The sequence below is a fragment of the Levilactobacillus fujinensis genome, from assembly GCF_003946335.1.
GTDB lineage: Bacteria > Bacillota > Bacilli > Lactobacillales > Lactobacillaceae > Levilactobacillus > Levilactobacillus fujinensis.
Map to the genome: position 1 here is coordinate 14,601 of NZ_RHNX01000013.1, position 25,884 is coordinate 40,484.

General features: G+C 43.4%; 18 protein-coding genes. 15 read left to right on the plus strand and 3 right to left on the minus strand.

From position 1 onward, the window contains the following. Nucleotides 1-236: 236 nt before the first annotated feature. Entirely contained in the window at nt 237-2,651 is a 2,415-nt protein-coding gene (locus EKM89_RS06380) for a glycoside hydrolase family 2 TIM barrel-domain containing protein (RefSeq protein WP_125686806.1), read from the plus strand. A 118-nt stretch (nt 2,652-2,769) separates the two neighbouring features. Here the strand turns inward: EKM89_RS06380 and EKM89_RS06385 are convergent, their stop codons facing one another. Continuing rightward, on the minus strand, nt 2,770-5,544 hold the full coding sequence (locus EKM89_RS06385) for an alpha-L-rhamnosidase (protein WP_164510524.1): 2,775 nt from the start codon (nt 5,542-5,544) through the stop codon (nt 2,770-2,772). A gap of 195 nt (nt 5,545-5,739) precedes the next feature. Here EKM89_RS06385 and EKM89_RS06390 point away from each other — a divergent pair, with 195 nt between their 5' ends. From EKM89_RS06390 to EKM89_RS06415, 6 genes are all read left to right on the plus strand, one after another. Continuing rightward, a complete protein-coding gene (locus EKM89_RS06390) occupies nt 5,740-7,275 on the plus strand; it encodes an apiosidase-like domain-containing protein (RefSeq protein WP_125686811.1) in 1,536 nt (511 codons plus the stop codon). Between the two features lie 24 nt (nt 7,276-7,299). Next, the gene (locus EKM89_RS06395; RefSeq protein WP_125686813.1) at nt 7,300-8,550 is read left to right on the plus strand and encodes a helix-turn-helix transcriptional regulator; all 1,251 of its coding nucleotides are present in this window, start codon (nt 7,300-7,302) and stop codon (nt 8,548-8,550) included. A gap of 166 nt (nt 8,551-8,716) precedes the next feature. After that, complete coding sequence (locus tag EKM89_RS06400) at nt 8,717-11,362, plus strand: hypothetical protein (RefSeq protein ID WP_125686815.1); 2,646 nt, start codon at nt 8,717-8,719, stop codon at nt 11,360-11,362. A gap of 18 nt (nt 11,363-11,380) precedes the next feature. After that, nucleotides 11,381-12,778, plus strand: coding sequence for an MFS transporter (locus tag EKM89_RS06405; protein WP_225421833.1), 1,398 nt, complete (start codon nt 11,381-11,383; stop codon nt 12,776-12,778). Between the two features lie 4 nt (nt 12,779-12,782). Further along, nucleotides 12,783-15,200, plus strand: coding sequence for a glycoside hydrolase family 3 N-terminal domain-containing protein (locus EKM89_RS06410; protein ID WP_125686817.1), 2,418 nt, complete (start codon nt 12,783-12,785; stop codon nt 15,198-15,200). Between the two features lie 48 nt (nt 15,201-15,248). Beyond that, nucleotides 15,249-15,521 (plus strand): SemiSWEET family transporter, encoded by a 273-nt coding sequence (locus EKM89_RS06415; RefSeq protein ID WP_125686819.1) that lies wholly within the window; start codon nt 15,249-15,251, stop codon nt 15,519-15,521. A 68-nt stretch (nt 15,522-15,589) separates the two neighbouring features. On the opposite strand, the gene EKM89_RS06420 is transcribed toward EKM89_RS06415, so the two are convergent. Next, a complete protein-coding gene (locus tag EKM89_RS06420; RefSeq protein WP_164510525.1) occupies nt 15,590-17,317 on the minus strand; it encodes an ABC transporter ATP-binding protein in 1,728 nt (575 codons plus the stop codon). A gap of 288 nt (nt 17,318-17,605) precedes the next feature. Here EKM89_RS06420 and EKM89_RS06425 point away from each other — a divergent pair, with 288 nt between their 5' ends. The 6 genes from EKM89_RS06425 (at nt 17,606) to EKM89_RS06450 (ending at nt 22,133) form a co-directional block, all read left to right on the plus strand. Further along, the gene (locus EKM89_RS06425; protein ID WP_125686823.1) at nt 17,606-18,430 is read left to right on the plus strand and encodes an Ig-like domain-containing protein; all 825 of its coding nucleotides are present in this window, start codon (nt 17,606-17,608) and stop codon (nt 18,428-18,430) included. A 218-nt stretch (nt 18,431-18,648) separates the two neighbouring features. Further along, nucleotides 18,649-18,945, plus strand: a complete 297-nt coding sequence (locus EKM89_RS06430) for a hypothetical protein (protein WP_164510526.1) — start codon at nt 18,649-18,651, stop codon at nt 18,943-18,945. A 97-nt stretch (nt 18,946-19,042) separates the two neighbouring features. Then, complete coding sequence (locus EKM89_RS06435) at nt 19,043-19,351, plus strand: helix-turn-helix domain-containing protein (protein WP_125686826.1); 309 nt, start codon at nt 19,043-19,045, stop codon at nt 19,349-19,351. A gap of 562 nt (nt 19,352-19,913) precedes the next feature. Then, nucleotides 19,914-20,678: an ABC transporter ATP-binding protein gene (locus tag EKM89_RS06440; protein ID WP_125686828.1), complete on the plus strand. Its 765-nt coding sequence runs from the start codon at nt 19,914-19,916 to the stop codon at nt 20,676-20,678. A 2-nt stretch (nt 20,679-20,680) separates the two neighbouring features. Beyond that, nucleotides 20,681-21,415 (plus strand): multidrug ABC transporter permease, encoded by a 735-nt coding sequence (locus EKM89_RS06445; protein ID WP_125686830.1) that lies wholly within the window; start codon nt 20,681-20,683, stop codon nt 21,413-21,415. A gap of 1 nt (nt 21,416) precedes the next feature. Next, a complete protein-coding gene (locus EKM89_RS06450; RefSeq protein ID WP_125686833.1) occupies nt 21,417-22,133 on the plus strand; it encodes an ABC transporter permease in 717 nt (238 codons plus the stop codon). Between the two features lie 382 nt (nt 22,134-22,515). Here the strand turns inward: EKM89_RS06450 and EKM89_RS06455 are convergent, their stop codons facing one another. Further along, nucleotides 22,516-24,417 carry a heavy metal translocating P-type ATPase gene (locus EKM89_RS06455; protein WP_125686834.1) on the minus strand — a complete coding sequence of 634 codons (1,902 nt, stop codon included), beginning with the start codon at nt 24,415-24,417 and terminating at the stop codon, nt 22,516-22,518. Between the two features lie 431 nt (nt 24,418-24,848). Here EKM89_RS06455 and EKM89_RS06460 point away from each other — a divergent pair, with 431 nt between their 5' ends. Further along, nucleotides 24,849-25,139: a type II toxin-antitoxin system RelB/DinJ family antitoxin gene (locus tag EKM89_RS06460; protein ID WP_125686836.1), complete on the plus strand. Its 291-nt coding sequence runs from the start codon at nt 24,849-24,851 to the stop codon at nt 25,137-25,139. Next, entirely contained in the window at nt 25,114-25,473 is a 360-nt protein-coding gene (locus EKM89_RS06465; protein WP_125686838.1) for a MazF family toxin-antitoxin system, read from the plus strand. Before EKM89_RS06460 ends, EKM89_RS06465 begins: the two co-directional genes overlap by 26 nt. Nucleotides 25,474-25,884: the final 411 nt, after the last annotated feature.

Sequence of the window (25,884 nt, forward strand, 5' to 3'; positions counted from 1 at the left end):
AATAGTCCTTCTTTTCATTAGAGTGATTTTCTGAGGGTTCCATACCGCTAGTGTACTATTAGAAGAAGAATTTATAATGGTCAAAATTAGCTATAGAGGTTACTAATTAACGTTAGTTTTGTTAGAAAAATCAAGTTAAAATTTATCCTTCAAACTGAATATCACCCTAAAGAGAACTTCAATACCTGATAAAATTAATGTGAATTGGAAAAAGGCTATACGATGGAGGGATAGTTATGATAGCAAAATCTTTTAATTTTGATTGGCAAATCGTAGCCAATGAGCAACCTGGCATCATGGAATCAAGTGGAAAGAATGGTCCAAAGGTGACTCTACCATATGATGCTTTAATTGGTGAAAACAGAATAGCTGAATCGCCTGCTAAGGATAAAAAAGGTTATTTTCCAAATAAACAGGTGACATTAGTTAAGAAATTTAAAGTCCCTGACAGTTGGCAAGAGTTATGTGCAACTTTGATGTTTGAAGGCATTTACGCTAATAGCAAGGTGTACATTAATAATCAGTATGCAGGTGGTGAAGCAGCCGGATATACTTCCTTTAGCGTTAATCTTGATCATTTTTTGAAATATGGGGAAGAAAACGAATTGAAGGTCGTTGCAAGAGCTATGAACGATTCGAGATGGTACTCAGGGGCTGGCATCTATCGGGATGTACGCTTATTCTTGGGGAAGCCAGTTCACATTCCGCTAAATAAATATCGGATAACGACAGTTAGTGCAGATGATGAAGAAGCAACAGTGCGGTTTGACATGTCTGTAAAAAATGTAGAACACATGACGCATAAGCTATCGGTGGAAACACATTTATTTGATGGCGAAGGAAATCAAGTGGTTCAGGTAAGTAGTCCATTAACAATTTTTGGTGGTAATGAAGAGAAGCTACGTCAAAGGTTGATGGTTGATAGTCCTGAGCTTTGGAGTCCTAATTCGCCTAAACTCTATCAATTGATTTGTTACTTAAAAGAAAACGGTGAGGTAATCGATCAAGTTGAAACGCCCGTGGGGATTCGGATGCTAGAAATTAGTCACAGTAAGGGCCTGCAAATAAATCACCGGACGGTTAAATTACGGGGCGCTTGCATTCACCATGATAATGGTTTAATTGGTGCGGCAGATATTGGTGGTGCCGAAGAACGCAGAATTATTAAGCTGAAATCTGCTGGATTTAATGCGATTCGCTGTGCACATAATCAGGCTAGTCAGGCTTTGCTATCGGCTTGTGATCGACATGGCTTGTTAGTGATGGATGAATTGTCTGATATGTGGGATGAACCGAAAAATTCGGATGATGGCGCCACAAACTTTTCAATGAACTGGAAACGAATGACGCAATCATTAGTTGAATCAGCATACAATCATCCATCTGTAATTATTTATTCAATTGGGAATGAAATTACGACATTAAATAATCCACATGGTGCTAAGCGAGCTCGTCAAATTGGTAATTACTTACGTATGTTAGACGATACCCGTTATTTAACTAATGCAACTAATCTATTGATTACTCTGAATGATTATTTGGCATCACAAGCAAAAGAGAATGATGGAAAATCAATGGATATTAATGAACTTATGACTAATATGGATAAAGTTGTTAGCGAAGTTGTAAGTTCGGAGGTAACATCGGTATCGACGGAAGAAGCTTTTGATGCGGTCGATATTGCCGGATATAATTATGCGACGTCGCGTTATGAGCTTGATGAGAATCGGTTTCCACAACGAATTATTTGTGGAACTGAAACTTACCCGCGCCAAATCGATGATAATTGGGCGCTTATGCAGAAACATCCTTACTTAATCGGTGACTTTACATGGACCGGTTGGGATTATCTAGGTGAAGCCGGCCTTGGACAATTAAGATATGAGGGTGATCAGGTGGGGGCTTTTTATGGTGAGTATCCGTGGAAGGCAGCCTATTGTGGAGACTTTGATTTGTTGGGTAATCGGCGACCAGTGTCTTACTATCGAGAGATTGTTTTTGGCTTGCGTCAGAAACCGTATATTGCAGTACGTTTTCCCTGGATCAAAAAGAAAATTAGCACACAAATGTGGGGATTTATTGATGGCATAAGTAGTTGGACGTGGCATGGGTATGAAGATCAAACAATAACTGTCGAGGTATACGCGACTGGCGAAGAAGTCAGTCTTAGCTTAAATGACAAACTGTTAGACCGCCAACCAGTTAAACAGCATCGCGCAATTTTTGAAGTTCCATATGCGGTAGGAAATCTCACGGCGACTAGCTATCGTCAAGGAGAAGTTACTGGGGAAACGACACTAACAACGGCTGATGAACAAGTTCAAGTGCAGGCTCAGGCAGAGCGTCAAGCGATTGTTGCGAATGACAGTGACTTGGCCTATGTTAACTTAGAGTTAGTTGATCGAAATAAAGTTGTTAATGGTCAAGCTAATTGCGAGGTAAAAGTAACAGTTGATGGTCCCGGTGAATTGGTTGGATTAGGAAATGCTGATCCTAAGGGCGAAGAAAACTTTACAGATAGTACCTGTACTTTCTTCAATGGTAGGGCATTGGCAATAGTTAGGCCGACTGGCGCGGGTGAAATAATTGTTACAGTTCATGCTAAAGGACAAGAGAGTCAAATTATACAAATCAAATCTGCTGAAGCCTAGTAAGTAATTATAAAATATAGGAAGACAGGATCGGATTTGAGATAAAACTAAAAATAAGGATCAACGTAGAACCACCTCTTTTGGTTGTTCTGCGTTGATCCCTATTTGGTTCAATCTCTTATTTTAATTGTCGCAGCTGCTGGTCAAGATCATCTAAGATTTGTTCATTGATACCAGCAACAGCTCCATACTGGAGCATGAATGAGCGTAGCGGTTGGTCGTTTAAAGCTTCTGGAACTTGACGAATGCTAGGCATGATCTTCGTGATTTTTGCAGCAGCTGTTGAATCAGCCATAAGCTCACCGATTGTGCTGTTGGTACTAAGCTGGGAAAGTAAAGCTTGGTTAGTTTCATAAGTTAAGTCATATGTTCCGGCAGTCAACCAGCATGTATGATCATGATAATCGGCAAAGATTTTATTCGTTGATTTGATAATTGTATCGGGAAGAATAAAGGGAATTTGGATGTTGGCTTGACAGTTGAAGGGAACTGTTAATTGCAGCCGAACGTGCCAATTGTCTAAGATTTTCCAGCTAATGTGCCACTTTCCACTTGCAGAGTGATAAGTGGCGTTCGCGTGGCGTAATTTAGAATTAAGATGAGGTTGAAAACTGACGGTTTGAAAGCCGACGGAATTAGGTGACTGGTTTAGACCGGCTGCGTACCGCCAGATCCACTCAACAATAGAGCCATAGGAATAATGATTCAAACTAGACATGGAAGCAGTGATCTCACCGTTAGGATGAATGCTATCCCAACGCTCCCAGATGGTTGTGGCCCCCATCTTAACGGCATAGAGCCAACTGGGAAACTGTTCATTAAATAACAATTTATAGCTCAAACTAGAAAGGCCAATTTGCGTTAAGGTATCACCGAGAATAGATGTTCCTGTAAATCCAGTTTGAAGTAGGTCGTTATTCTGTGAGAATAAGATGCGCAATTGTTTAATAGTTTGCGGCCGATTCTTTGTGAGATTGTATTTGAGTGCTAGTAAGAGTCCTGTTTGGGTTTGAATGCAGCAACGTCCATTAGGCGAGAAAAATTCGTCTAGTATTCGCTGGTGAATTTTATTGGCTAAGTCTTCATAGTGTTTTTGACTAGGCAGTCCTAAAAGTTTGGCAGTTTTAGCAACGATTAGGGCACTTCCATAGTAATATATGTCGGCAATATATCCAGAATCGGTACCTCCAAAGACACTATTATCATCCTGATTAGGATTATCAAGGGCTAGCCAATCGCCCCAGTGAAAATGGCGTTCCCAAGCGTGGGAGTCGCCGTCGACACGCTGAATATAATCCACCCAATCGTGCATGAGAGGATAGTATCGTTGGAGTAAGGTGGAGTCGCCGTAGTATTGATAAAGTGTCCAAGGCAGAATACAAGCAGCATCTCCCCACACTGAAGAGGTATTATTATCGTGTTCTACATCAGGGATGACACTTGGAATCATTCCATGGTTTCTATTTTGCTCATAGCGCATATCTGCTAGATATTTCATGTAAAAACTGGCTGTATCACGGAAATAGGTGGCCGTAGGAGCAAAGACCTGAGCGTCACCGGTCCAACCCAGGCGTTCATCTCTTTGGGGACAATCGGTGGGTATATCCATAAAATTACTGCGCATTCCCCAATCAGTATTGTGAATAAGTTGATTGACTTTTTGATTGCCGGTTTCTAATTCACCAGAAATAGCCATATCGGAATACATAGCAAGTCCAACAAAGTCTGATTTTGAAATATTAGTGATTCCAGTTACTTTAACAAAGCGATAACCATAGTAAGTAAAGTGAGGTATTATTACATGATTCCGTCCGTCTGAGGTGTAAGCATATTCTTGTTTGGCGGTTCGTAAATTTTCACGGTAGAAGTTTCCTTTTTGCAAGGTTTCTCCGAATTGCAATTGAATATGAGTACCCCGAGGAATGTGAATGTTTAATCGGAAAATACCGGCAAAGTTCTGTCCCATGTCGAGGACCAGTTCTCCTTTTGGTGTAGATAGAATTGATTTAACGGGTACTTCTTCATGAATTGTAAGGGGGATACTTTGGCGTGCATGCAAGGACGCATGGGGGTGTGTACTGAGTTTAACCTCTAAAGTATCCTGATTTAAAGTGTCATCGCGTTTCTCACCATCATAAATACCAGAGCTAGTTATAGTACTTTGTTTAGCGGTCCAGGAGGTATCGGAGTTGATAACGCATTGACTACCATCCGTGAACTCAAGGTGAAGTTCGGCAATTAGATCCCAAGGATGATCATGAACTGGTTTGTTTAGTCCATAGCGGCCTTTGTACCAGCCATTGCCAAGAGTAATTTCAAGCTTATTTTCTTTCTGAATTGAATTGGTAACATCATAAGTCTGGTATTGCAGCCAATTTTCATAGCTATTACATCCGGGTGTTAGGTATTCATTACCTACTTTTTTGGAGTTGAGTTGGGCGACGTAAAGGCCTAATCCGCAAATGTAAAGACGGGCTTTTTGAACTGGTTTGGTGATATTAAATTTTTTTTCAAACATAGGATGCCGAGTGTCTTGTGCATCGCACGTGAGCCATTTTCCGGACCACATTTCGTTTTCTTTGGCGGTTTCAAACCAGTTTACGTCGCTTTCTAACACACTCTTAGAATCGGTTTTAGCAAAGACCTGCCAATAATATCGAGTTCTAATAGATAGCTTTAAAGGAATAGAGAAGCCTAACGGTGAAATGTCTTGGCGCCAGTGAGAATCAAAGACCTGATGGGACAAAGTCTTGTCTTTAGCAATAATTATACGAGCGGATGTTTGTACTTTTCCTGTAACCTGTTGATCGAATTGGTAGGAAAAGGTTAGTGTGTCCAAATGATACCCCAAGGGGTTAGAAAGGTGATTTATTTGGCAATTTATAATATGCATAGGACTCTTCCTTTCAACTAAATATATTGTCGGAGGTAGCATAGCATTAAAGAGGTTTACCCAGGCATTATAAATTAGCGAATGAAGATACTAATTGGCCAATATGAATAACACGAATTAATACCTATATTAGCCAATTAAGATACGAAAGCGCTTTCTTAACTCTGATATACTCGAACTATTAAGGAGGATGTCATGATGAGACAATATGAGATGTTTGAATTGAACTATGAGGCATCGGCGCCTGTGAAATCAGAGGTAGACGTGAATTTAACTGCGACATTCAAAATTAATGGTCATGAAACGAAAGTCTATGGTTTTTACGCCGGGAATCGACAGTATAAAATTCGTTTTTATCCGCGGAATATAGGGGAGTATTCATATACTGTTCAAGGAATTATTAAAGATTCTGGGGAAATTGACTGTAAACCAGCAGACGTAAGTAGTCACGGAATGGTTCGAGCTAAGGGAACCCACTTTCAAACCGATGATCAGAAGTGGTTTTATCCATTTGGAACGACGGTGTATGCTCTGGCACATCAGAAAGAGGAACTCATTGATCAGACCTTTGAGTCTTTAAAGGACGCCCCGTTTAATAAGATTCGGACATGTGTTTTTCCTAAGCATTATCAGTACAATCATAATGACCCACAGTGGTTTCCGTTTAAGAAACATCAGAATAAATGGGCAGTAAATCATCCTAACTGGCCGTTCTGGAATCACCTGGACCAAATCGTCGAGCACTTAGGTAAATTAGACATACAATGCGACCTAATTTTGTTACATCCATATGATTGTTGGGGATTTTCTAATTTGAGTAAGGAACAAGTGCTGACATATTTTAACTATGTTATGCGGCGTTATGCGGCCTATCCTAATATCTGGTGGAGCTTAGCTAATGAATATGATTTATTAAAATATACAAAGGACGATTGGCTAAGTTTTGCTAATTATGTCAGTCAACATGATCCTTACCACCACCTATTAAGTAATCATCAGATGGTAATTGCTTGGGATTTTGATAATCAAGAAACCACTCATATTTGTGTTCAAATTAAAGATGTGGATTTCATTAGTCGTGATATTGTCCGCTATAAAAAGCCAATGATGGTCGATGAATGTTGTTATGAGGGTAATCTACCTGACGAATGGGGTAATTTATCAGCGTTTGAAATGGTTGATAGGTTCTGGAAAGTTTGTTTGCAAGGCGGATATTGTACACATGGAGAAACATTCTTAGATCCAAATGATATTATCTGGTGGGCAAAGGGTGGAAAATTAAAAGGCCACAGTATCTCACGAATTGCATTTTTGAAACGGATTATTGATCAATTACCGGGGCCACTAACTTTTGCAGGAGAAGATTTTGATGAACAAAGCTTTCACGAGTTGCAAAAAAAGATGAGTACGGGTAAAGATGCGGTGAGTCCGTTTGTTCAGTTTTTGTGTTCTCTGTCGTGGTTAGATGCCCAGAAGTTAATTAATACAAATCGTCAGTTTATTGGTCGATGCAAAGATGATCAAGTAATTGTTCAATATTACTCTCGTCACTGTACTGCGCAAGGTACAATTAAATTACCAGCGGATAAGAAATATGCTATTGACGTAATTGACGTTTGGAAAAAAACGAGACGTCATGTTATTGATAATGTAAGCGGTGATGTTACGGTAGCCTTACCAGGAAAAGAAGGTATGGCTATCATCGCTACGCAAGAGGCAATTGAAGGTTAGCATGAATTAATGAGGTGATTCAAGATGAAAGAGCAAGAGTTACTCAGGTCTTTAAAAATATTTAGTCGTCAGATTCATTGTGCAACCGGAATGTCTAGTTGGCTGATTAATTCTGAAGAAAACAATTGTTTCCATGTGGGCAAGTATCAGAAAGACTTTTTTAATTATCTTGACTACAACGGAACGATAAATTCATTGTTTAATGACACTGATATTCAACGACCAATTGTGATGAGTGATCGGCTTGATCTGACTTGGGTTGCTGAATGGATCGTCTTAGATGGAGAAGCAAGGTATTTATTTGTGATGGGACCCGTATTTCTTAATCAGGTCTCCTTAGGTGAATTGGATATACAATTGCAGTATATGCATCAGTCAATCGAAGATATTAGTTCTGCTAATGAATTGCTTAAGTCGATTCCAATTGTTAATCGAGAAGTGCTTAATCAATATGCACAGATGCTAAATTTTTTGTTCACTGAAGAGTCAATTCAACCGAGCTCCTTTTGCTATCATAATGTTATCAAGTTAAAAAAAGAAAAAGTACAAGAGCAGAATGGACATACAACTGAAGATGATGCCGAATTAAGGATGCGAGGGGAACAGTTAATTTTAGGTGCTATCCGTCAGGGAAATATGAATTATCGACAAATTCTAGATGAACAGTGCCGGTTTTCTAATGGATTGTTGGTTTCATCTGGAACACCGCTCAGGGATGGCAAGGACACGTTACTTATTTTTTGTAGCTTATGTGTGCGGGCGGCAATGGAAGGAGGAATGCCTGCGGCGGTTGCACAGCAACTACAAGTAAATTATTTAGATGAAATTGAAGCAGCAACTATGTTGAGTGTGTTGACAACTATTAGTCAAAGAATGTTACAGGATTTAGTGACACGAATGCAAAAATATCGACAAAAGTCTGATATCTCGGCTAGCGTTATTAAGTGTTGTGATTATATACAGGTTAATGTTCAAGGTGAGCTTTCAATTTCAGATTTGGCAGAACAGTTTGGATATACAAAATATTATTTTGCGAAAAAGTTTTATAGTGAAACACATATTCATTTGAGTGATTATATTAACCAAGCGAGAGTCCAGCACGCCCAGGTGTTGTTAACAACGTCTAGACAAAGTATTCAAGATATCAGTGAAAAGTTGAATTTTGGAACTCGAAATTATTTCAGTAAAATTTTCCATCAAATTGTTGGGGTAACTCCTGTTGAATATCGGGATAGACAAGGACATTTAAACAATCGTTCGATTGAGAATGTGTAGTAAGAGTAGCCGTGCATTGAATGTACGGCTACTTTTGCTTCGAAACTGTAGATTTTATAGAGAAACTATTTGTTCTTTAATTAGAACCTCAAAACATGAATTCATAACCTTTTGGCGAATGAAGATTCTGTAGAATGAATTTGTTAGATAAATGAGGTGTTAATTGATGAATGAAAAAATTGAACGATTATTAGCAGGACAAATTGAAAATCATGTTGCGCCTTTCTTCTGGCAACATGGTGAATCTGAAGGGACTTTGCGTCACTATATGCAGGTGATTCAGGATTCAGGGTGCCAATCGGTTTGCATTGAAAGTCGGCCACACCCTGATTTTTGTGGACCGGGCTGGTGGCATGATTTGGACATTATTCTTGATGAGGCTCGGGCGCGGAAGATGAAAATCTGGATCTTGGATGATAGTCGTTTTCCAACAGGATTTGCTAATGGGGCTGTGTCAAAAGCGGTGCCAAGCTTATGCAGGCAAAGTGTATTTGCCAATCGGGTTGATGGGGCAGCAAATACGATGAATATTCACGTCAATGTAAGCGATTACATACGGCCGCCGAAGATTCATCTAAGTAAGCTGGCAGCAATTGCTAAAAAGCTTTCTCCAGAGCCACGACATTTTAATAATGATAAGCTGATTAGTGTTGTTGCCGTTAATACGGTTACTAACGATATAAAGCAATTAAACACTGACAATGGCGTTTTGGATTGGAAACGACCGAGCCAGCAATGGCAAGTTTATGTAACAGGACTAACGAATGATGCTGGTGCGCATAGAAATTATATTAACATGATGAATCAACAATCGGTAAAACTATTGCTGGATAATGTGTATGAGAAACACTATCAGCATTATCAGACTGACTTTGGTAAAACAATTGTTGGTTTCTTCTCAGATGAACCAGAGCTGGGGAATGGACAGTTATATGCTCAGAATAATCCACTGGGGACAGAGCAAGATTTACCATGGAGTGCGGAGTTAGAACAATTATTAACAATTAGAACGGGTGATAACTGGAAAAAGCTTTTGCCATTACTATGGACTAGTTTAGCTGACAAGCAAAAAGTTGCGGAGTTTAGAACGATTTATATGGATTGCGTAACAACTTTAGTACGAAAAGACTTTTCGAATCAGGTTGGAAATTGGTGTCATCAGCATGGTGTGAGATACATTGGTCACGTCATTGAGGACGAAGGACAACACACTAAGACAGGTCCCGGGCTAGGCCATTACTTCCGAGCAATGAATGGATTTGATATGGCTGGTATTGATGATATTGGTGGACAAGTTATGCCGGGAGGAGAAAGTGAGCCAAAAGTTGGTCCGATGGAGCGTGTGCGTGATGGTGAATTTTATCACTATGGGTTGGCGGCATTAGCGGCTTCAGAAGCAGCAATTAATCCGGAAAAACATGGCAATTCACTTTGCGAAATATTCGGTAACTATGGCTGGCAGGAAGGCGTTCACCTTGAAAAATATTTAGCAGATCACTTTTTAGTGAATGGCATAAACCACTTTGTTCCCCATGCTTTTGATCCTCATGAGTATCCGGATACGGATTGTCCACCGCATTTTTATGCGAATGGGCATAATCCGCAGTATCGACATTTTGGTCAGCTTATTCGGTATATGAATCGCAGTGCTAGTCTGATTAGTGGGGGGCATCCGGTTGTCAGTGTGGCCGTGCTCTACCATGCCGAAGCCGAATGGGCTGGTAAGAGTCAACCCTATCAAAAGATTATGCACGTATTAACAGACCGTCAGATTAATAGTCAGGTTATTCCAATCGATGTATTTACTGAACCAGAGAAGTATCGAACAGAGTTGGGACATCGATTAAAAGTCAATCAACAAGAATATCAAGCGTTAGTAGTCCCTTATGCAGAATACTTACCCGCAACGATCATTGAAGCAATTAATAAATTGCAGTCAGTTGGTTTTCCAGTCATTTTTGTTGATGGATTACCAGATGGTGTTAGCACCGGAAAGACACAGCTCAACCACGAATGCTTACAGGTGGTTTCACTTGACTCATTAGCGACTACATTAATTAATGAAGAAATCAACGAGTTATCTATTAGCCCGGCTGACAATCGATTAAGGATTCTACATTATCATGGTGACAATGAAATTTATATGTTTGTAAATGAAGGAAAAGCACCCTATGTGGGGAAAGTAGTAGTTCCGAATAATGGTAGCTGTTACGCCTATGATGCTTATAGCAATCAAGTGTTTCCTTTAAAAGCCAACAATAAAAGGGCTAATGAAACTGAAATTCAAATCAACATTACGCCGGGGAAGAGTCAGTTTATCATTTTTGATCAGATAGATACAACCGAACTCTCTAAGACGTTTAATACAAGTGGGGTAAGGGAAGTATTGCTTAATTGGCAGCGTAGCCAATGTCATGCAATTGATTATCCTGAATTCTATAAGCAAAAATCAGTTGTTTTACCAGACGATTTGGCCGTAGAACAGCCAAGCTTTTCCGGATATGCTGCCTATGATACAGAGATTGAAGCGCAAGCAAATGAGAAGATTAACTTAGTTATCACAAATGCCGCTGAAGGAGTTGAAGTCTTTGTTAATCATCAGAGTTTAGGTATTCAGTTAGTAGCGCCGTACGAGTATGACTTAACGTCAAAATTAGTTGATGGAGAAAATACATTGCGAATTGAAGTGGCGACTACTTTGGAACGGGAACGCTCACAAGATGATAACTTATTTGAAAAAGAATTGATGAACCATCAGCCGCTTTCAAAATCAGGAATTACTGGGAAGGTTATTCTATATCGCACAAAATAAAAGAAAGTGTGAAATATCATGGTTAAGAAGAATAAAAAAACAGAAAATCCGGGGCATGTAAGCCAGCGTGATATGTGGTTATGGCAGAGTCGAGATGTCTCACGATCAGTTGTTATTCTATTTGCGGGATTTATTATGTTGTACTGTACGGATACATTAAAGATGTCTGCAGCCATTGTAAGTGTCATTATGGTTGTCAGTAAGGTTTGTGATGGGGTAGCCAATGCCTTTGCTGGATGGATTGTTGATAATACACAGACTAAATGGGGCAAGGCCCGTCCATATGAAGTATTAATTATTGGTCTCTGGATTTCTAACTGGTTACTATTTTCGACACCGGCTTCGTTTAGTATGACAGCAAAAATTATTTGGGTATTTATCATGTACACATTGGTTAATGCGGTGTTCTATCCGATTCTTTATGCAAGTAATACGGTATATATTGCGCGAGCATTTAAAAAGGATCAGATTGCAACTATCCAATCAATTGGTGGAATCATTATTATGTTGGCGGCCGTTATTTTTAATATTGCATTTCCAATGATGATTAAAGTTGTGGCAAACGATGGTGCTGGTTGGAGTAAATTAGCTGCCATTTGGGCGGTACCAATGATGATTATTGGGGTTCTAAGAATGATTTTTATTCCGGAAAAATATGATATTGAAACTACAGCTAAGGAAAAGGAAAAATTGAATTGGAAAGAAGTCTGGGGGGTTCTTAAAAAGAATCGCTTTCTATGGATTTTGGGATTCTGTGGATTCCTGTTTAACTTCGTTACGAGCATGGGAGTACAAGCCTATTACTTTAAGTATATTGCGCATAACGTTGGGATGATGGGAATCGTTAGTGCAGCAAACATTATATCTTTACCGTTAGTATTTCTGTTTCCCCGCTGGATTAAAAAGTTTTCAACTTCAAAACTGATGGTGGTTGGATTCGTGATTTCAGCATTGGGCTATCTGGTGAACTTCGTAGCTGGTGCAAATGTTCTGCTCTTGATGATTGCTCAAGTATTGGTTGGAGCCGGGAATGTTCCATTTAGTATGCTACCTGTCCTGCTAGTTTTGGAATGTGCAGATTTCAATGAATATAAGGGCTTACGTCGGATGGAAGGAACTATGACTAGTTTTACTAATTTAACGAATATGATTGGAGCTGCGTTTGGTTCAGCTGGGTTGGGAGTATTTTTGTCAATGGCAGGCTATACGGGATCCACAGCAACTAACTCAAGTGCTTCGTTAATGGTAATCCGATTGTTATTCTCCTTGGTTCCAATGGTGTTATACCTCCTAGTCGCATTTAGTCTAATGGGCTACAACAAGCTGGATAAGCAAATGCCAACGATTCGTGAAGGGCTAAAGGCGCAAAAGGAAGAACTGGACGCTGCGAATGTGATGAAGTCTGAAGAGGAGTGAAAAAATGGTTAACCAAAAGTATCAAGATACATCGTTATCACCAGAAGAGCGGGCAGAAAATTTAATGTCGCAGATGAGTCTAGAAGAAAAATTGGGTCAAATTGAGTGCTTTAGTCGAGCACATTTAGTTGGAAAAGACCCTAAAAAACTATATCCTCAAGGATTTGGTCAGGTATCAAATCTATTGGCTACGGCTTTGCCAGATGAAGTAAGCGTTGCAGAAATGGTTAATACAGATCAAAAATTAGCGATGAGCTTAAGTGAACATCATATTCCAGCATTATTTCACATTGAGGCCTTATGTGGTGTCTTGATTGCTAAGGCAAAGAGTTTTCCGGCCGGAATTGGGCAGGCGTCAACTTGGAATCCCCAATTGCAGCATCAACTTGGCCTTCAAATTGGAGAACAAGCTCATGCGGTTGGTATGCGCCAAGTAGCCGCGCCGGTTTTAGATATCACACGGGACCCACGCTTTGGTCGATTAGGAGAGAGCTACGGTGAGGACCCTACCTTGGCATCAGCAATGGGAACAGCCTTCGTTAAAGGCCTACAGCATGATGGTGATCTGACAAAAGGAGTTTTAGCAACTAGTAAACATTTCCTTGGTTTTCAGCATGGTGAGGGTGGAATTCACTCCGCTCGAACACCGATTGTGCCGCGTGAACTGCGTGAAGTTTATGCGAAGCCATTCCAAGCGGCTATAACTGATGGTGGATTAGGTAGTGTTATGAACTCTTATGGCGAAATTGATGGTGACCCGGTCATCAGTTCGCGGAAGATTTTAACGGATCTGTTGCGAAAAGAAATGAAGTTTGATGGTTATGTGGTTTCAGATTACATGTCTATGGAGAGATTAAAAGATGTATTCCATACCGCATCTGACTATACCGTAGCCGGTGTTCAGTCGTTAGAAGCGGGAATGGATGCGGAGCTACCGGTTATCCACTGCTATGATCATAAGCTGATTGATTTAATCAAAAATGGTCAATTGAATCAAAAATACTTGGATCGGGCAGTTTTTGATACACTAGTTGTGAAATTTAAATTAGGCCTATTTGAACATCCTTTTGCATTACCAGTGGAGTCGCTTAAGAAGGTCTACCAATCGGCGACCACGACTAATAGTAGCCAAGCAGCGCAAGAGTCGTTAATCCTGTTAAAGAATGATGGCATTTTACCACTTAAACCGCAAAAGAAGACCATTGCTGTGATCGGCTGCCATGCTGATTCAGTACGAAGTTATTTTGGCGGCTATACTTATATGGCAATGAAGGAGTCGACAGTTGGCGTCAAAGTTACTATGGCAGGAATCGATGTAGATGATGATTCGCCGGTCAATTCCGATGCTACTAAGAGTAAGACGTATTCAGGAAGCATCGTCCATCGTCAAAACAGAGAAGTGGAAGCACTAACGCGGGACTGCTATCCACAGTCCAAGAGTTTAGTTGATGAATTGAAAGGCGATTGTCCGGATACTAAGATCACTTATGCCTATGGATATCCCTACGCGGGTAATGATCAATCGGGATTTGAGGAAGCATTGAACATTGCGCGACAAGCCGATACGGTTATTTTAACGTTGGGTGGTAAGTATGGCTGGAATATGGCGTCGACCACCGGAGAGGGTATTGACGCAATGAGCATTAATCTGCCAGAATGCCAAGAAGAATTCTTGACCAAGGTAGCAGAACTCAATAAGCCAATGATTGGAATTCATTTTGATGGCCGACCAATCTCTAGTGATGCCGCGGATAAATATTTGAATGCCATTATCGAGGCATGGGCGCCAGGAGAATTTGGTGGACCAGCTATTGTTGATACATTACTTGGCAAAAAGAATCCGTCCGGGAAACTACCTGTGACGGTAGCGAGAACATCGGGTCAGCTTCCCGTTTACTATAATCATGACAACGGTAGTGGGATTGATGCTGGCCCAAGTATGGCCTTCAATTCTTATGTAGATGGGACCCGAACACCACGATATCCATTTGGTTTTGGACTCTCCTACACGAACTTCAACCTGGGTAACTTACAAGTTGTGGGACAAGAAGTTAGTCCAGATCAGTCGATTGAATTACAAGCTGATGTGACTAACACAGGTTCGGTTCCTGGGGATGAAGTTGTTCAGCTTTATTACAGAGACCAGGTGGCCAGTGTTGTTCGACCAGTCAAACAGCTAGCTGGTTTTCAAAAAGTTTCGTTAGCGGCGGGGGAGAAAACTACGGTAAAGTTTGTGATTCAACCAAGCCTAATGAGTTTTTTGGACTCTGATATGAACTGGAAAATCGAGGCGGGTAAATTTGAATTGATGTTGGGGACATCATCAACTGACCTGCCATTAAGCACTACTGTTACAGTATCTAAGGATAAATTAATTGATGGGACAAAACGTCAATTTGTTGCGACTAGTGAAGCTGACTAGCAAGAATAGAGGAGAACATCGAAATTAATAAGTTTTAGGGAGGTAGCGATGAATAGAACATTAAGTCAAGCTGGGCTGGTAACCTTCTTAGGAAGGGCTGCTTCGGTTCTGTCAATCTGTATGTATGTTGCGTATGTACCACAGATAATTGATAATTTGAATGGACAACAAGGGAATCCCCTACAACCGTTGGTAACAGGCGTAAATTGTATTTTGTGGGTCTCGTACTCTTTTTTAAAGAAAGATAGAGACTGGCCAATTATTATCGCGAACACGCCAGGAATTTTTCTGGGTATTGCTACATTTCTGACAGCACTTTAAACCGTAGCTGATAAATCAAAAAAGGTTTGGAATTATTTTCCAAACCTTTTTGATTTAGGATAATGGCTTTAAACCAACTGCTCCTCAACATACTGCCGGTACAGCGGGTGCGTCGCAATCAAGCTCTGGTGCGTGCCAGAACCGGTGACGGCGCCTTTTTCGATGAAGAAGATGGTGTCAGCGTTCTTGACCGTAGCGAGGCGGTGGGCAACGATAATGATGGTCTTGGTCTGTTGTAGGCGTTCGATGGCATCTTCAATCGACTGTTCCGACGCACTGTCTAGGCTGGCCGTGGCCTCATCGAGAATGATGATCGGCGCTGGTCGTAGGAAGGCCCGGGCAATCATCAATCGCTGGATTTGACCACCAGACAAGTTTTGGGCCTGTTCGGCGAGTTCTGTGTCCAAACCGGCGGGCAAATCGTTGACGAAATCCAAGGCCGCGGCGGATGCCAGTGCCTGGTTGATCGTGTCATCGTCCGGGGTGGACGTCAGCCCGAAGACCAGGTTGTCACGAATCGTGCCAAATAGCATTGACGTTTCCTGTGAGACATAGGAGATGGACGCGCGCCACTGTGGCAAGGGAATGTCTTGCACGTTGCGGCCGGCGTAGGTGATGGTCCCGCTGTCCAAATGGTAAAAGCGCTCAATCAGGCTAAGAATCGTGGATTTTCCACCACCACTGGGGCCAACGAACGCGGTCGTTTTCCGCGGTGCAATCGTCAGAGATAAGTCGTTGATGGTCGGGTCATTGCCAGTCTGGTAGCTAAAGTTCACGTGGTCGAAGGTGATGGCCGATGAGGTCGCGGGCACGTCGGCACTGAGCGTAGTGGTTGCTTCACCGGATTCATCGAGCAGTTCGGTCAGCGTTTGGGCCGCACCGTTAGCAGCTCTGAATTCGGTTAGCGTCGTGCCCACGTTAGCAATCGGGGTGAGAATTTGGAAAACGTAGATGAGAAATGAGGTCAAGGTACCAATCGTGATGGCTCCACGCGAGACCATAGCCCCACCGGCGATAAAGACGAAGAAGATCGTCCCCATGAGAATGGTGAATTCAATAGGGTCAATCAAGGCGTTGAGCAACGTAATGCGAAGATTAGTCCGATATAACTGGTGAATCCGTTGCGTCAGGATTTTGATCATTGCGGGTTCGGCGTCAGAGGTTTTAATAAGTCGAATCTCGGCGATACTTTGTTGTAAGTCGGCATTGTATTTACCGAGTTGATTTTGGGTTTTATGGTATAGGCTAACCTGTTTCTTAGAAATAGGCGCAATGACCGCGCCCATCAAGCCTAAGGCCCCAATAATAATTGCCGTTAGGAGGGGACTGATGGTAAATAGAATGATCACCGATCCAACCGTTAGAAGCAGGCCGGAAACCAGCGTGCTAACGTTGCCACTGATCAGGTCATTGATTTTTTCTGTGTCACTGCTCACGTGGCTAGCGACTTCGGCGGACCGGTGACTGTCGAAAAAGGGAATCGGTAGCGTGACGATGTGCGCCGAAACGTTACTTCGGAGCTGACTAACGATGCGTTGACCAGCCACGCCCAAGACATAGCCGCCACCCATGTCAAAGACGGTGGAGCCAATCAGCATGGCGACGATCAAAATAACGCTATGCGCCGAAAAATGTGTCTTAAAACTATCGACAAACGTCCGGACTTCCAGCGGGAGGATTAGTGAGAAGGCTACCCCACAAATCGTGAGTAAGATACCACCGAAAAATAAGAATTTAGGGAAATCAATTTGATCAAATAGGGTCATGACGTTACTGCGTCGTTTTGCCTGAGTCATCAGCATCGCGCTCCTTATGTGTTGCTAATAAGTGTAGCACTTTGCAAAAAAATCTGTCATTAAATTTTAATGTTTGTACGTTGAATATTAAAATCCTCACATCAATTCACTCTTAGAACTAGTTGACCCAATTACTAATTGAAGATTAAGACTAGTTTAAGGGTGGTTAAAAAACCCTAAACTCTTGTTCGATTATGTAACGATTTTGTAAAAAATCTGTTATACTACAAGTCAGTTTAAAAAATATGCCGGTGGGTCACTGCCGGTAGACTAAGGGGTCAGAATATAATGAAGAAATTTATGGTTGCTTTGACTGGGTTAGTCACGTTGGCCACTGTCGGCGCAACGGTCCCAGCTACTGCAGTTACGCCCACGACGGCACACGCGGCAACGAAGTCAACTTACGTTAGTCCAAGCCTGAAGGTTAACGCCATTTACACGACGTCAACGACGATTTCAGGGACTGCCACGAAGGGGTCTAAGATTACGGTCAAGGCCACGAAGAATGCTAAGAAGAACTTGGCCAGTGGCACGGCTTCCAAGACGACTGGGAAATATACCATTAAGTTGTCCAATAAGCTAAAGAAGGACGCTAACGTCTACGTTTACGCAACGAATGCGAAGACTAAGGCTTACTTCTACCGGATCATCCGTGTACAAGCTGCTTCAACGAAGGCCGCAACGACCACGAAGACGACCGCAGCTAAGACAACAACTACGACCACGAAGACGACCGCAACCAAGACTTCTACTAAGAAGAGCACGGCTGCTAGCTTCTCCGTTAAGACACCAACTGGGACTTGGGCTTCTAACACGGCCAACAAGTATTCCCAAAAGTTTGTCTTCAGTCAAAAGACTGGTTTTAACCAAACGCTCTATAAGAATGGTAAGAAGGTTAAGACTTTAGTTTCTTACGCCAAGTACAGCGTAGATGCTAAGACCCCTACTTTCTGGAAGATTACTTACACGCCTAAGGGTTCTAAGACGTCCGAAACCTTCTACATGCGTTTTACTTCCGCAAAGAAGTTCAAGATTGTTAACAGCAAGAACCAAGTGATCTCAACTAAGGCCGGCGTTGCGCCAGCTACTAAGTGGACTTTCACGAAGGCTTAAGCATAAAAATTTAAATAAACCGTGATGGCGACTATTGGTCGTTGAAACGGAAAATGGCTCGTGAAATCTGGATGGATTTCGCGGGCTATTTTTGTCGTGAAATGATTCTGATAAAAAGGCAAATTAGCTCGGAAGGAATGAACTGGGATGAGGTTCAAGCAAAATGATTGACTACTACGGTAATATCGCATACGATATTACCGTAGTAGAAGGGAACTATGATGGCTAACGAAATAATTGAATTTATTTATACCGATGAGTTTAAGAAGCAATGGCGAGCGTTGAACCTGACTAAGAAGCAACTGGATGACTTTGAAATGGGGATAGTTAATTATCATCGGAACTTGCCGGATAATAATTATGGGAAGAGGTTTCCTGGCAGCATCATCAAAGGTACAGGTGGTGCATATAAGTATAGGTATTCTGATCCTGATAGTAGTCAAGGCAAAAGTGGCAGTTATCGAACTATTTATTTTGTGGCCCAAGCTAGTCAACTTTGGTTTTTGGAAATCTAGAAGAAAAATCAAAAGGAATCCCTCTCGAATCAAGAAAAATCTGACTTGCGAGAATTTTCTAGACAGTTAGGTATGAAAGGAAGGAAAGAAAGTAAAAATGACTGATAAAACAACTGCATTACAAAGAAGCATTCGTCAAGCCACTGCTGCATTAAATGGTGATTCATCAATGGTCACCGTGCATGAAGTGTCGATAAAGCCGGCACCGCAGTACAATGCAGCTGAGATTAAAGCGATTCGTTCAGAAGTTAATGTGACACAACGAGTCTTAGCAAACGTTCTTTCCGTTTCCCCACGGACGGTTGAAGCTTGGGAGAGTGGCAAGTCGCGACCGAGTCGTAGTGCCAGTCGGCTGTTGCAGCTTATTCAGAAACAGCCGCAGATTCTTGACTTAATTATGAGTTAGTTTGATTTGACCTTCCAAAAGATTACTTCCGCAAAGAAGTTCAAGATCGTTAACAGCAAGAACCAAGTGATCTCAACGAAGGCCGGCGTTGCGCCAGCTACTAAGTGGACTTTCACGAAGGCTTAAGCATAAAAATTTAAATAAACCGTGATGGCGACTATTGGTCGTTGAAACGGGAAATTGCTCGTGAAATCTGGATGGATTTCGCGGGCTATTTTTGTCAGGACAATTAAACTAATTTAAGTGAGGAGCGTGCCAGCTGGATGAGCGCGTCTATCGAGGCAGTTGTTCTGGTGTGGTTCCGGCTACTCAGAAGTTAAGCCAACCAACTTTAATTACACTCAGAATTTGCGGCGATTAAGTTGTGCTTAAACCGGATGGGTTGTATTCTGCCAGTGGAACGGTCATTTGACGGCGGTTCCACACACTAAAATTAAAAATGAAAGCAGGAAATGCGATATGCGTGACGTTAGTTTTGCCAGCCATTTGGCGATGGTTGCGGCCTCAGAAATGAAGGGAAGATCCAGATATAGGCAACAAATGAATCGGGGTTTATTTGATTATGGAAAATGTTTTAGAGGTCCAGCATCTTAGCAAGACCTTTGTAACGCACAAGGACAGTTTTCACGCGGTCACTGACGTTTCTTTTAGCATTCAGCCGGGTGAAGTCGTCTCCTTGTTAGGACCTAACGGCGCGGGCAAAACGACCATCGTGTCCATGGTGGGCGGATATCTCCTGCCAACTAGCGGGACCGTTTTGATCAATGGCGTCGACCGCTACAAGACGCATGAAAAGCCCAAGGTTGGCGTGGTGTTGGGCGGTGACTTGGGATTCTACGGTCGTGCGAGTGCGCAAGCCAACCTGTTGTTTTTCGCGGACCTGGCACGGATTCCACGGCGCGAGCAACGCCAGGAAGTTCAGCGCGTCTTACAGGTCGTGGACTTGGCAAATGTGGCGGAGAAGAAGGTGCAGTTCTTCTCTAAGGGGATGCGCCAACGCTTACACATTGCCCGGGCACTCTTGGGGAACCCACCGTTATTATTATTGGATGAACCAACGAGTGGGTTAGATGTTGAGATTGCCAATGAGATTCACCAGACAATTCGGCAGTTGGCGGACGCCGGCGTGGCGGTACTCCTGACCAGTCACACCATGAGCGAGATTGAAATGCTGGCCGACCGGGTGCTCCTGTTTGGGGCCGGAAAAATCTTTACGACGGGAACGGTTGCCGAAATTGTTGCCCAATCAAAGGTTCATCATATTGACCGAGCGGCAACTTTAGAGGAATCTTACCTGGCACTGGCCCCCATGCTAAGGAGGCCCTAACCATGCGGTTTCTTCGCTTGTTTTGGTTTCATTTGAAGCTCTACGCGTCCAACCAATACTTCTTCTGGTTAACACTCTCGAGTACGGCGTCAATTTTTCTCTTACAGTACGTCATGGCCTACGCGACGCACAATTTGAGTGATCCCAACCTGTGGGTCCGTAGTGGTGTCTTTGGTCTGTGGTCCTCGGCGACCACGGCGGCGGGGGCCATCGGTTTTCAACGGTATCAGGGGACGCTCCGTTATATCACGAACACCCGTATTGATAATCGCCTCTCGCTGGCCGCACTCCTATTACCGGCGGCTAGCTTTGGCTTACTGGCCTTTCCCGTGGCTTACGGTCTGGCCGTGATTTTAAGAACGGGTCACAGCAACCTTTCCTGGCATTTGGTGGTGATCATGGGATTGCTGTGGTTAGCGGCGGCACTGATGGATCAGTTGATTGCCTCATTTTTCGTGTTAACGGTCAATGCAATCGTTTACGAGGAGTTGGTCACGATTCCACTGCTCTTATTGTCAGGACTGTTTGGGTCGTCACCAGTAGTGCGGCCGCTGTTAAATGTGGGCGAGTGGGTCATCCCGATTGCGGTGCCCGTGAATCGGTTATTAAATGAGCAGGTCACCGTCAACTGGGTAGGTTTCCTGTGCAGCTTGGTGTTGTGGACGATATTGACCCTGGTATTGTCTGGCCGAATTTTACGGATTGCCAAGCGCACTGGCAGCGTGGGGGTGATGTAAGATGTGGCTACAATTTACGTCATTACCTTATTTGCAAAATTGGCGAACGGCATTTGTCAATTTCATGCTGATTCCCTTTATTAACCTGGCCTTGCTGGTGCTGATCGATTCGCAGTATACGAACGCCTTCAACTGGTCGGTGGCCGTGGCCGCCATTGTGATTGCCAGCGGCGGACTAGCAATGGAAAACATGACGGGGCTGTTCGTCATGGATCGTGACTTGGGAATTGATCGCGAATTGGTGGTTCAACGACCGTTTTCATTCGCCTATTGGGGTGGCAAGGTTGCGGCTGCGGCCGTCACTAGTCTACTCTCAATCAGCGTGAACCTTTTGGTCTTACTCGCGTTTGGTGCTCCGGTTCAGCTATTACTGCGGGCAATCGCAATGACACCACTGATGATTTTTTCGGGCGTGGTGTTGGGCTTTTTCTGTGGCGTGGCAGCCTGGAAGAATAGTAATCCCTATTTTTACTTGAATCTGATTGGGGCGCTAACGACCATTGTGTCGGGCGCACTGGTCGTCATCACCAAGTATCCGGTATGGTTGCGGTTGTTTAGTCGACTATTTCCGTTCTCACAGACGATTGGCTTTGTCATCACGGGAAAATCGCCATGGTATTTAGACTTGGAAATCGATATCTTGTGGGGCATCGCGGGTGGCCTGATCTACCTGATTCAACTGCGCGCAACGTTAAAGAATGCGGTGCATGTGTGGTAGGAAAGTGGGCTTAAGGTAGTTGCACTGCGGCTGCCAAGGATTCCGCCTGGTGTGGGGACGCTCCGGACTGAGAAGCGGTCCTCTGACTTGATTTGAAGCCGTGAAGAACACGCGTCTCCAAAGGCGGTCGTGGTGTACGCTGGCTGAGGCATCAACTAACATGCTGCCAGAAGACATCAACGTAAGCCGCGAGGGCGTCAGATATGAGCTCAGGCGTATCTTCTTCCATCAGCTTGGTCCGCACCTTTTTCTAGCCCATATCTGACGGTCGGTAAGGCAATGCAAAAAACAAGGAGTCTGGGAAAAAACCCCAGACTCCTTTGCTATCTCCAAATTAACGTTGCCGAAACGTGGGACAAGTTAGTTCAATTTGAGAAACGATTTAGTTCGTCGCCAACTGTTGGGCAACTGGCTTGGGACTCTTAGCAATGCTGGGATGGTATCCAATCAGACGCATCGCATTGAAGATGACGATCAGGATGGAAGCCTCGTGGACGAACATCCCGCTGGCCATGTAGATGTAACCGTAGACCAGGCCAATCAGTAGGAAGATAACGACGCCAATGGCAATCGTGATGTTTTCCTTGGTGTTGGCAGAGGTCTTCTTGGCAAGGCCGACCGCGTGATTCAAGGCGGTAAAGCTGGATTGCATCAGGACCACGTCGGCCGTTTCGATGGCGACGTCGGTCCCACCACCCATGGCGATACCAACGCTGGCAGTGGCTAGGGAAGGACTATCGTTAATGCCATCGCCAACGAAGGCGACTTTGCGACCCATGTCTTGGAACTTTTTAACGAAGGTAACCTTGTCGGCTGGCAGTAAGTCAGCGTGAACTTCATCGATGCCCAGCGATTCCGCAACCGCTTGGGCAGTGGCCTGGTTATCACCAGTTAACATAACGAGGTGCTTGATACCTTGGCGTTTCAAGGCAGCTAAGGCGCCCGGAACTTCTGGCCGAACCGTATCTGCAACACCTAGGATGAAGGCTAAGGCACCTTGGTACCCAACGAGGACGGTGGATTGACCTTCGTCTTGCATGTGATGCAGGTCAGTGAGCTGTTCGGCGGTCAAATTGATGCCGTTATCTTGCAGCAAAGCCGCGTTGCCGACGTAGAGGTCGTGATCGGCCCATTTGCCGACCATGCCGCGGCCCTTGATGGTTTCCGTCTCAATGGTAGCGGCGTCGTCCTTGATGTGGGCGGCAAGATTGGTAGTGATGGCTTGTGCTAAGGGATGATCGGAAGTCTTTTCAATTTGAGCAACACCGGCCAATAAACTTTGGTCATCGGTGTAAGTCTGCATGTCAGCGACGGTCATTTTACCCGTGGTCAACGTCCCGGTCTTGTCGAAGACGATGGTGTCGACCTTGGCGAGACTTTCGACCACGTCGCCACCCTTGATCAGGATGCCGTTCTTGGCGCCGTTACCGATACCGGCAACGTTAGAGACGGGAGCACCAATAACCAGGGCTCCAGGGCAACCAAGAACCAGGACGGTGATGGCCAAACGGAGGTCGCGGGAGAAAACGAAGACTAGAATGGCGATGATTAGGACGGCTGGCGTGTAGTATTGGGCAAATTTATCAATAAATTTTTCGGCGGGGGACTTGGTATCTTGGGCTTCTTCGACCAGTTCGATAATCTTAGAGAAGGTCGTTTCGTCCCCGACTTGGGTGGCTTCAATCTGTAAGGTGCCACTTTCGACCATGGCACCGGAGAAAACACCGTCGCCGTCAGCCTTGTTGACGGGACGCGATTCACCGGTAATGGAGGCTTCGTTGACGTAACCAGTACCGTCGATGACTTTACCGTCGACAGGAACTTGACCACCGGCCTTGACTAAGACCACGTTGCCTTCTTCCAGATCGTCCACGTCGACTTCTTCGGTCGTACCATCGTCCCCGACGAGGAGGGCGGTTGTTGGGGCCATTTCGGTTAGGGATTGGATAGCGCCCCGCGTCTTAGCGAGCGTCTTTTGTTCAAGGTAAGAACCGAAGAGAAAGAGGAAGGTCACAATGGCAGATTCTTCAAATTCCCCGATAGCAAACGCCCCGATAACGGCGATACCAACTAACAATTCGATACTGAAAACTTTCGCTTTGAGCGCGCTGATGGCCCGAAGAATGATGGGGGCAGCGGCGATGACGGAAGCGATGATCCAGGCCACGTCGGTAACATAAGAAATGTGGGTGAACCAGGTGTTAAGGAAGCCGACGATGATGAGACCGGCTGACCAGAAGGTGATTGGATTTGTATGTGCGTAGATATAACGTTGAAGTGCCATATGATGTACGTTCCTTTCTATACTGTTCTTTGGCTATGAGTTCTTGTGTCCTTGTTTATGTTCCCATTATGCCTTGGGCCAGCAGAAATTAACTTGATGCGAATCAAGTTGGCGAAATTAACGTTATTTTTTTACAAGTTAGTGCAGAGAGTCGGCAACCACGGCCGGTTAAAGACGGCTGCTGGTGAGAACGACATGCTATGGCGATATCGCCACAGTTTGCTTGGCTACAACACTAATCTATGAATAAGACCTATCTATCAATGATCAAAGCTCCTTAGACTCGTAGGTTACCAGCCGAATTTTCGGAGTAGTGGTCTATGATGACTGAGGATGAAAATTAGACTGTATTTATATTCGAATTAAAGTTCTTTTTGATTCATATCTGAGTATATTTGTAGTAGTATAATGATACTTGGAGGTGGAAGGTTATGGAAGCTAAGGAGCATGCTAAGAAGAAAGTTCAAATTAATATCGACAGAGAATTAGCTGATGAAGCTGAAACGGTTTTTGAAGATATCGGGCTAAATCAAACAAGTGCATTGACTGCTTTTTATAAAAAGGTTGTAGCAGAGGGAGGAATGCCGTTTGATTTAAAGCAAACACCAGAGCAACGCGCAAATCGTCGACTACGCGGAGCTTTGAAAGGTATTCCTGTCCAAAAGTTAGAGAATCGCAAACAAGTGGAAGCGTGGTTTGAAGATGAATCCCAGGACTATTAAATCGCGAGACAGTATTAGTGTTTATATTAGTTTTATTGTTGGTCGTGAGGGTAAGCGACGGCCAATTTTGGTACTCTCCGTTCACGGAGAAGAGCTCTATTTTTATCAGCTAACGAGTCAGTACAAAAGTAAATCAAAAAAAATCAAAAGTCAGTATTACCCCTTGAAAAATTGGCAGGAAGTCGGTTTAAAAAAAAAAACCTATGTTGATATCGGACTTATTAGAAGTGTGAATAGGTTGGATTTGGATAAAATTACCCGGATTGGCCATTTAACGGTGACTGATCAAGATGGATTGGCCGACTTTATTTTGAGATTTAAAATGAATATGTAGACTAACAGGACGTACCAAAATTTACAAGGCTGCTGAAAAAGTTTGCAGTTTTAGAAAGAAAGCCTAAATAGTCAGGAGCATGGGTCCTTACCGATGTTGCTGACTACTTGAGCAGCCAGTGGGAATTTATTGAAATGACCATTTCGCTTTTCAGCAATCTCGAATTTACAGGTGGGCCTTTTAGGATGCTACTGTGCAAGACTTGGTAATCTATTTGTTTGATTATTTTCTACATAGAAGCGACATATTATATGCCCTGGCGTGACGTTGTTTAAAGAGCTTAATTGCCTTTTTCTTGCGTACTTGGCTTCAGTGAAATTTAGCATAATCCGTTGGCGCATGAGAACTAACAGGTATATTTTATCGAGATTTCTTTGAAGTTTGACCAAAACGGCAATAAACCGTGTTTTT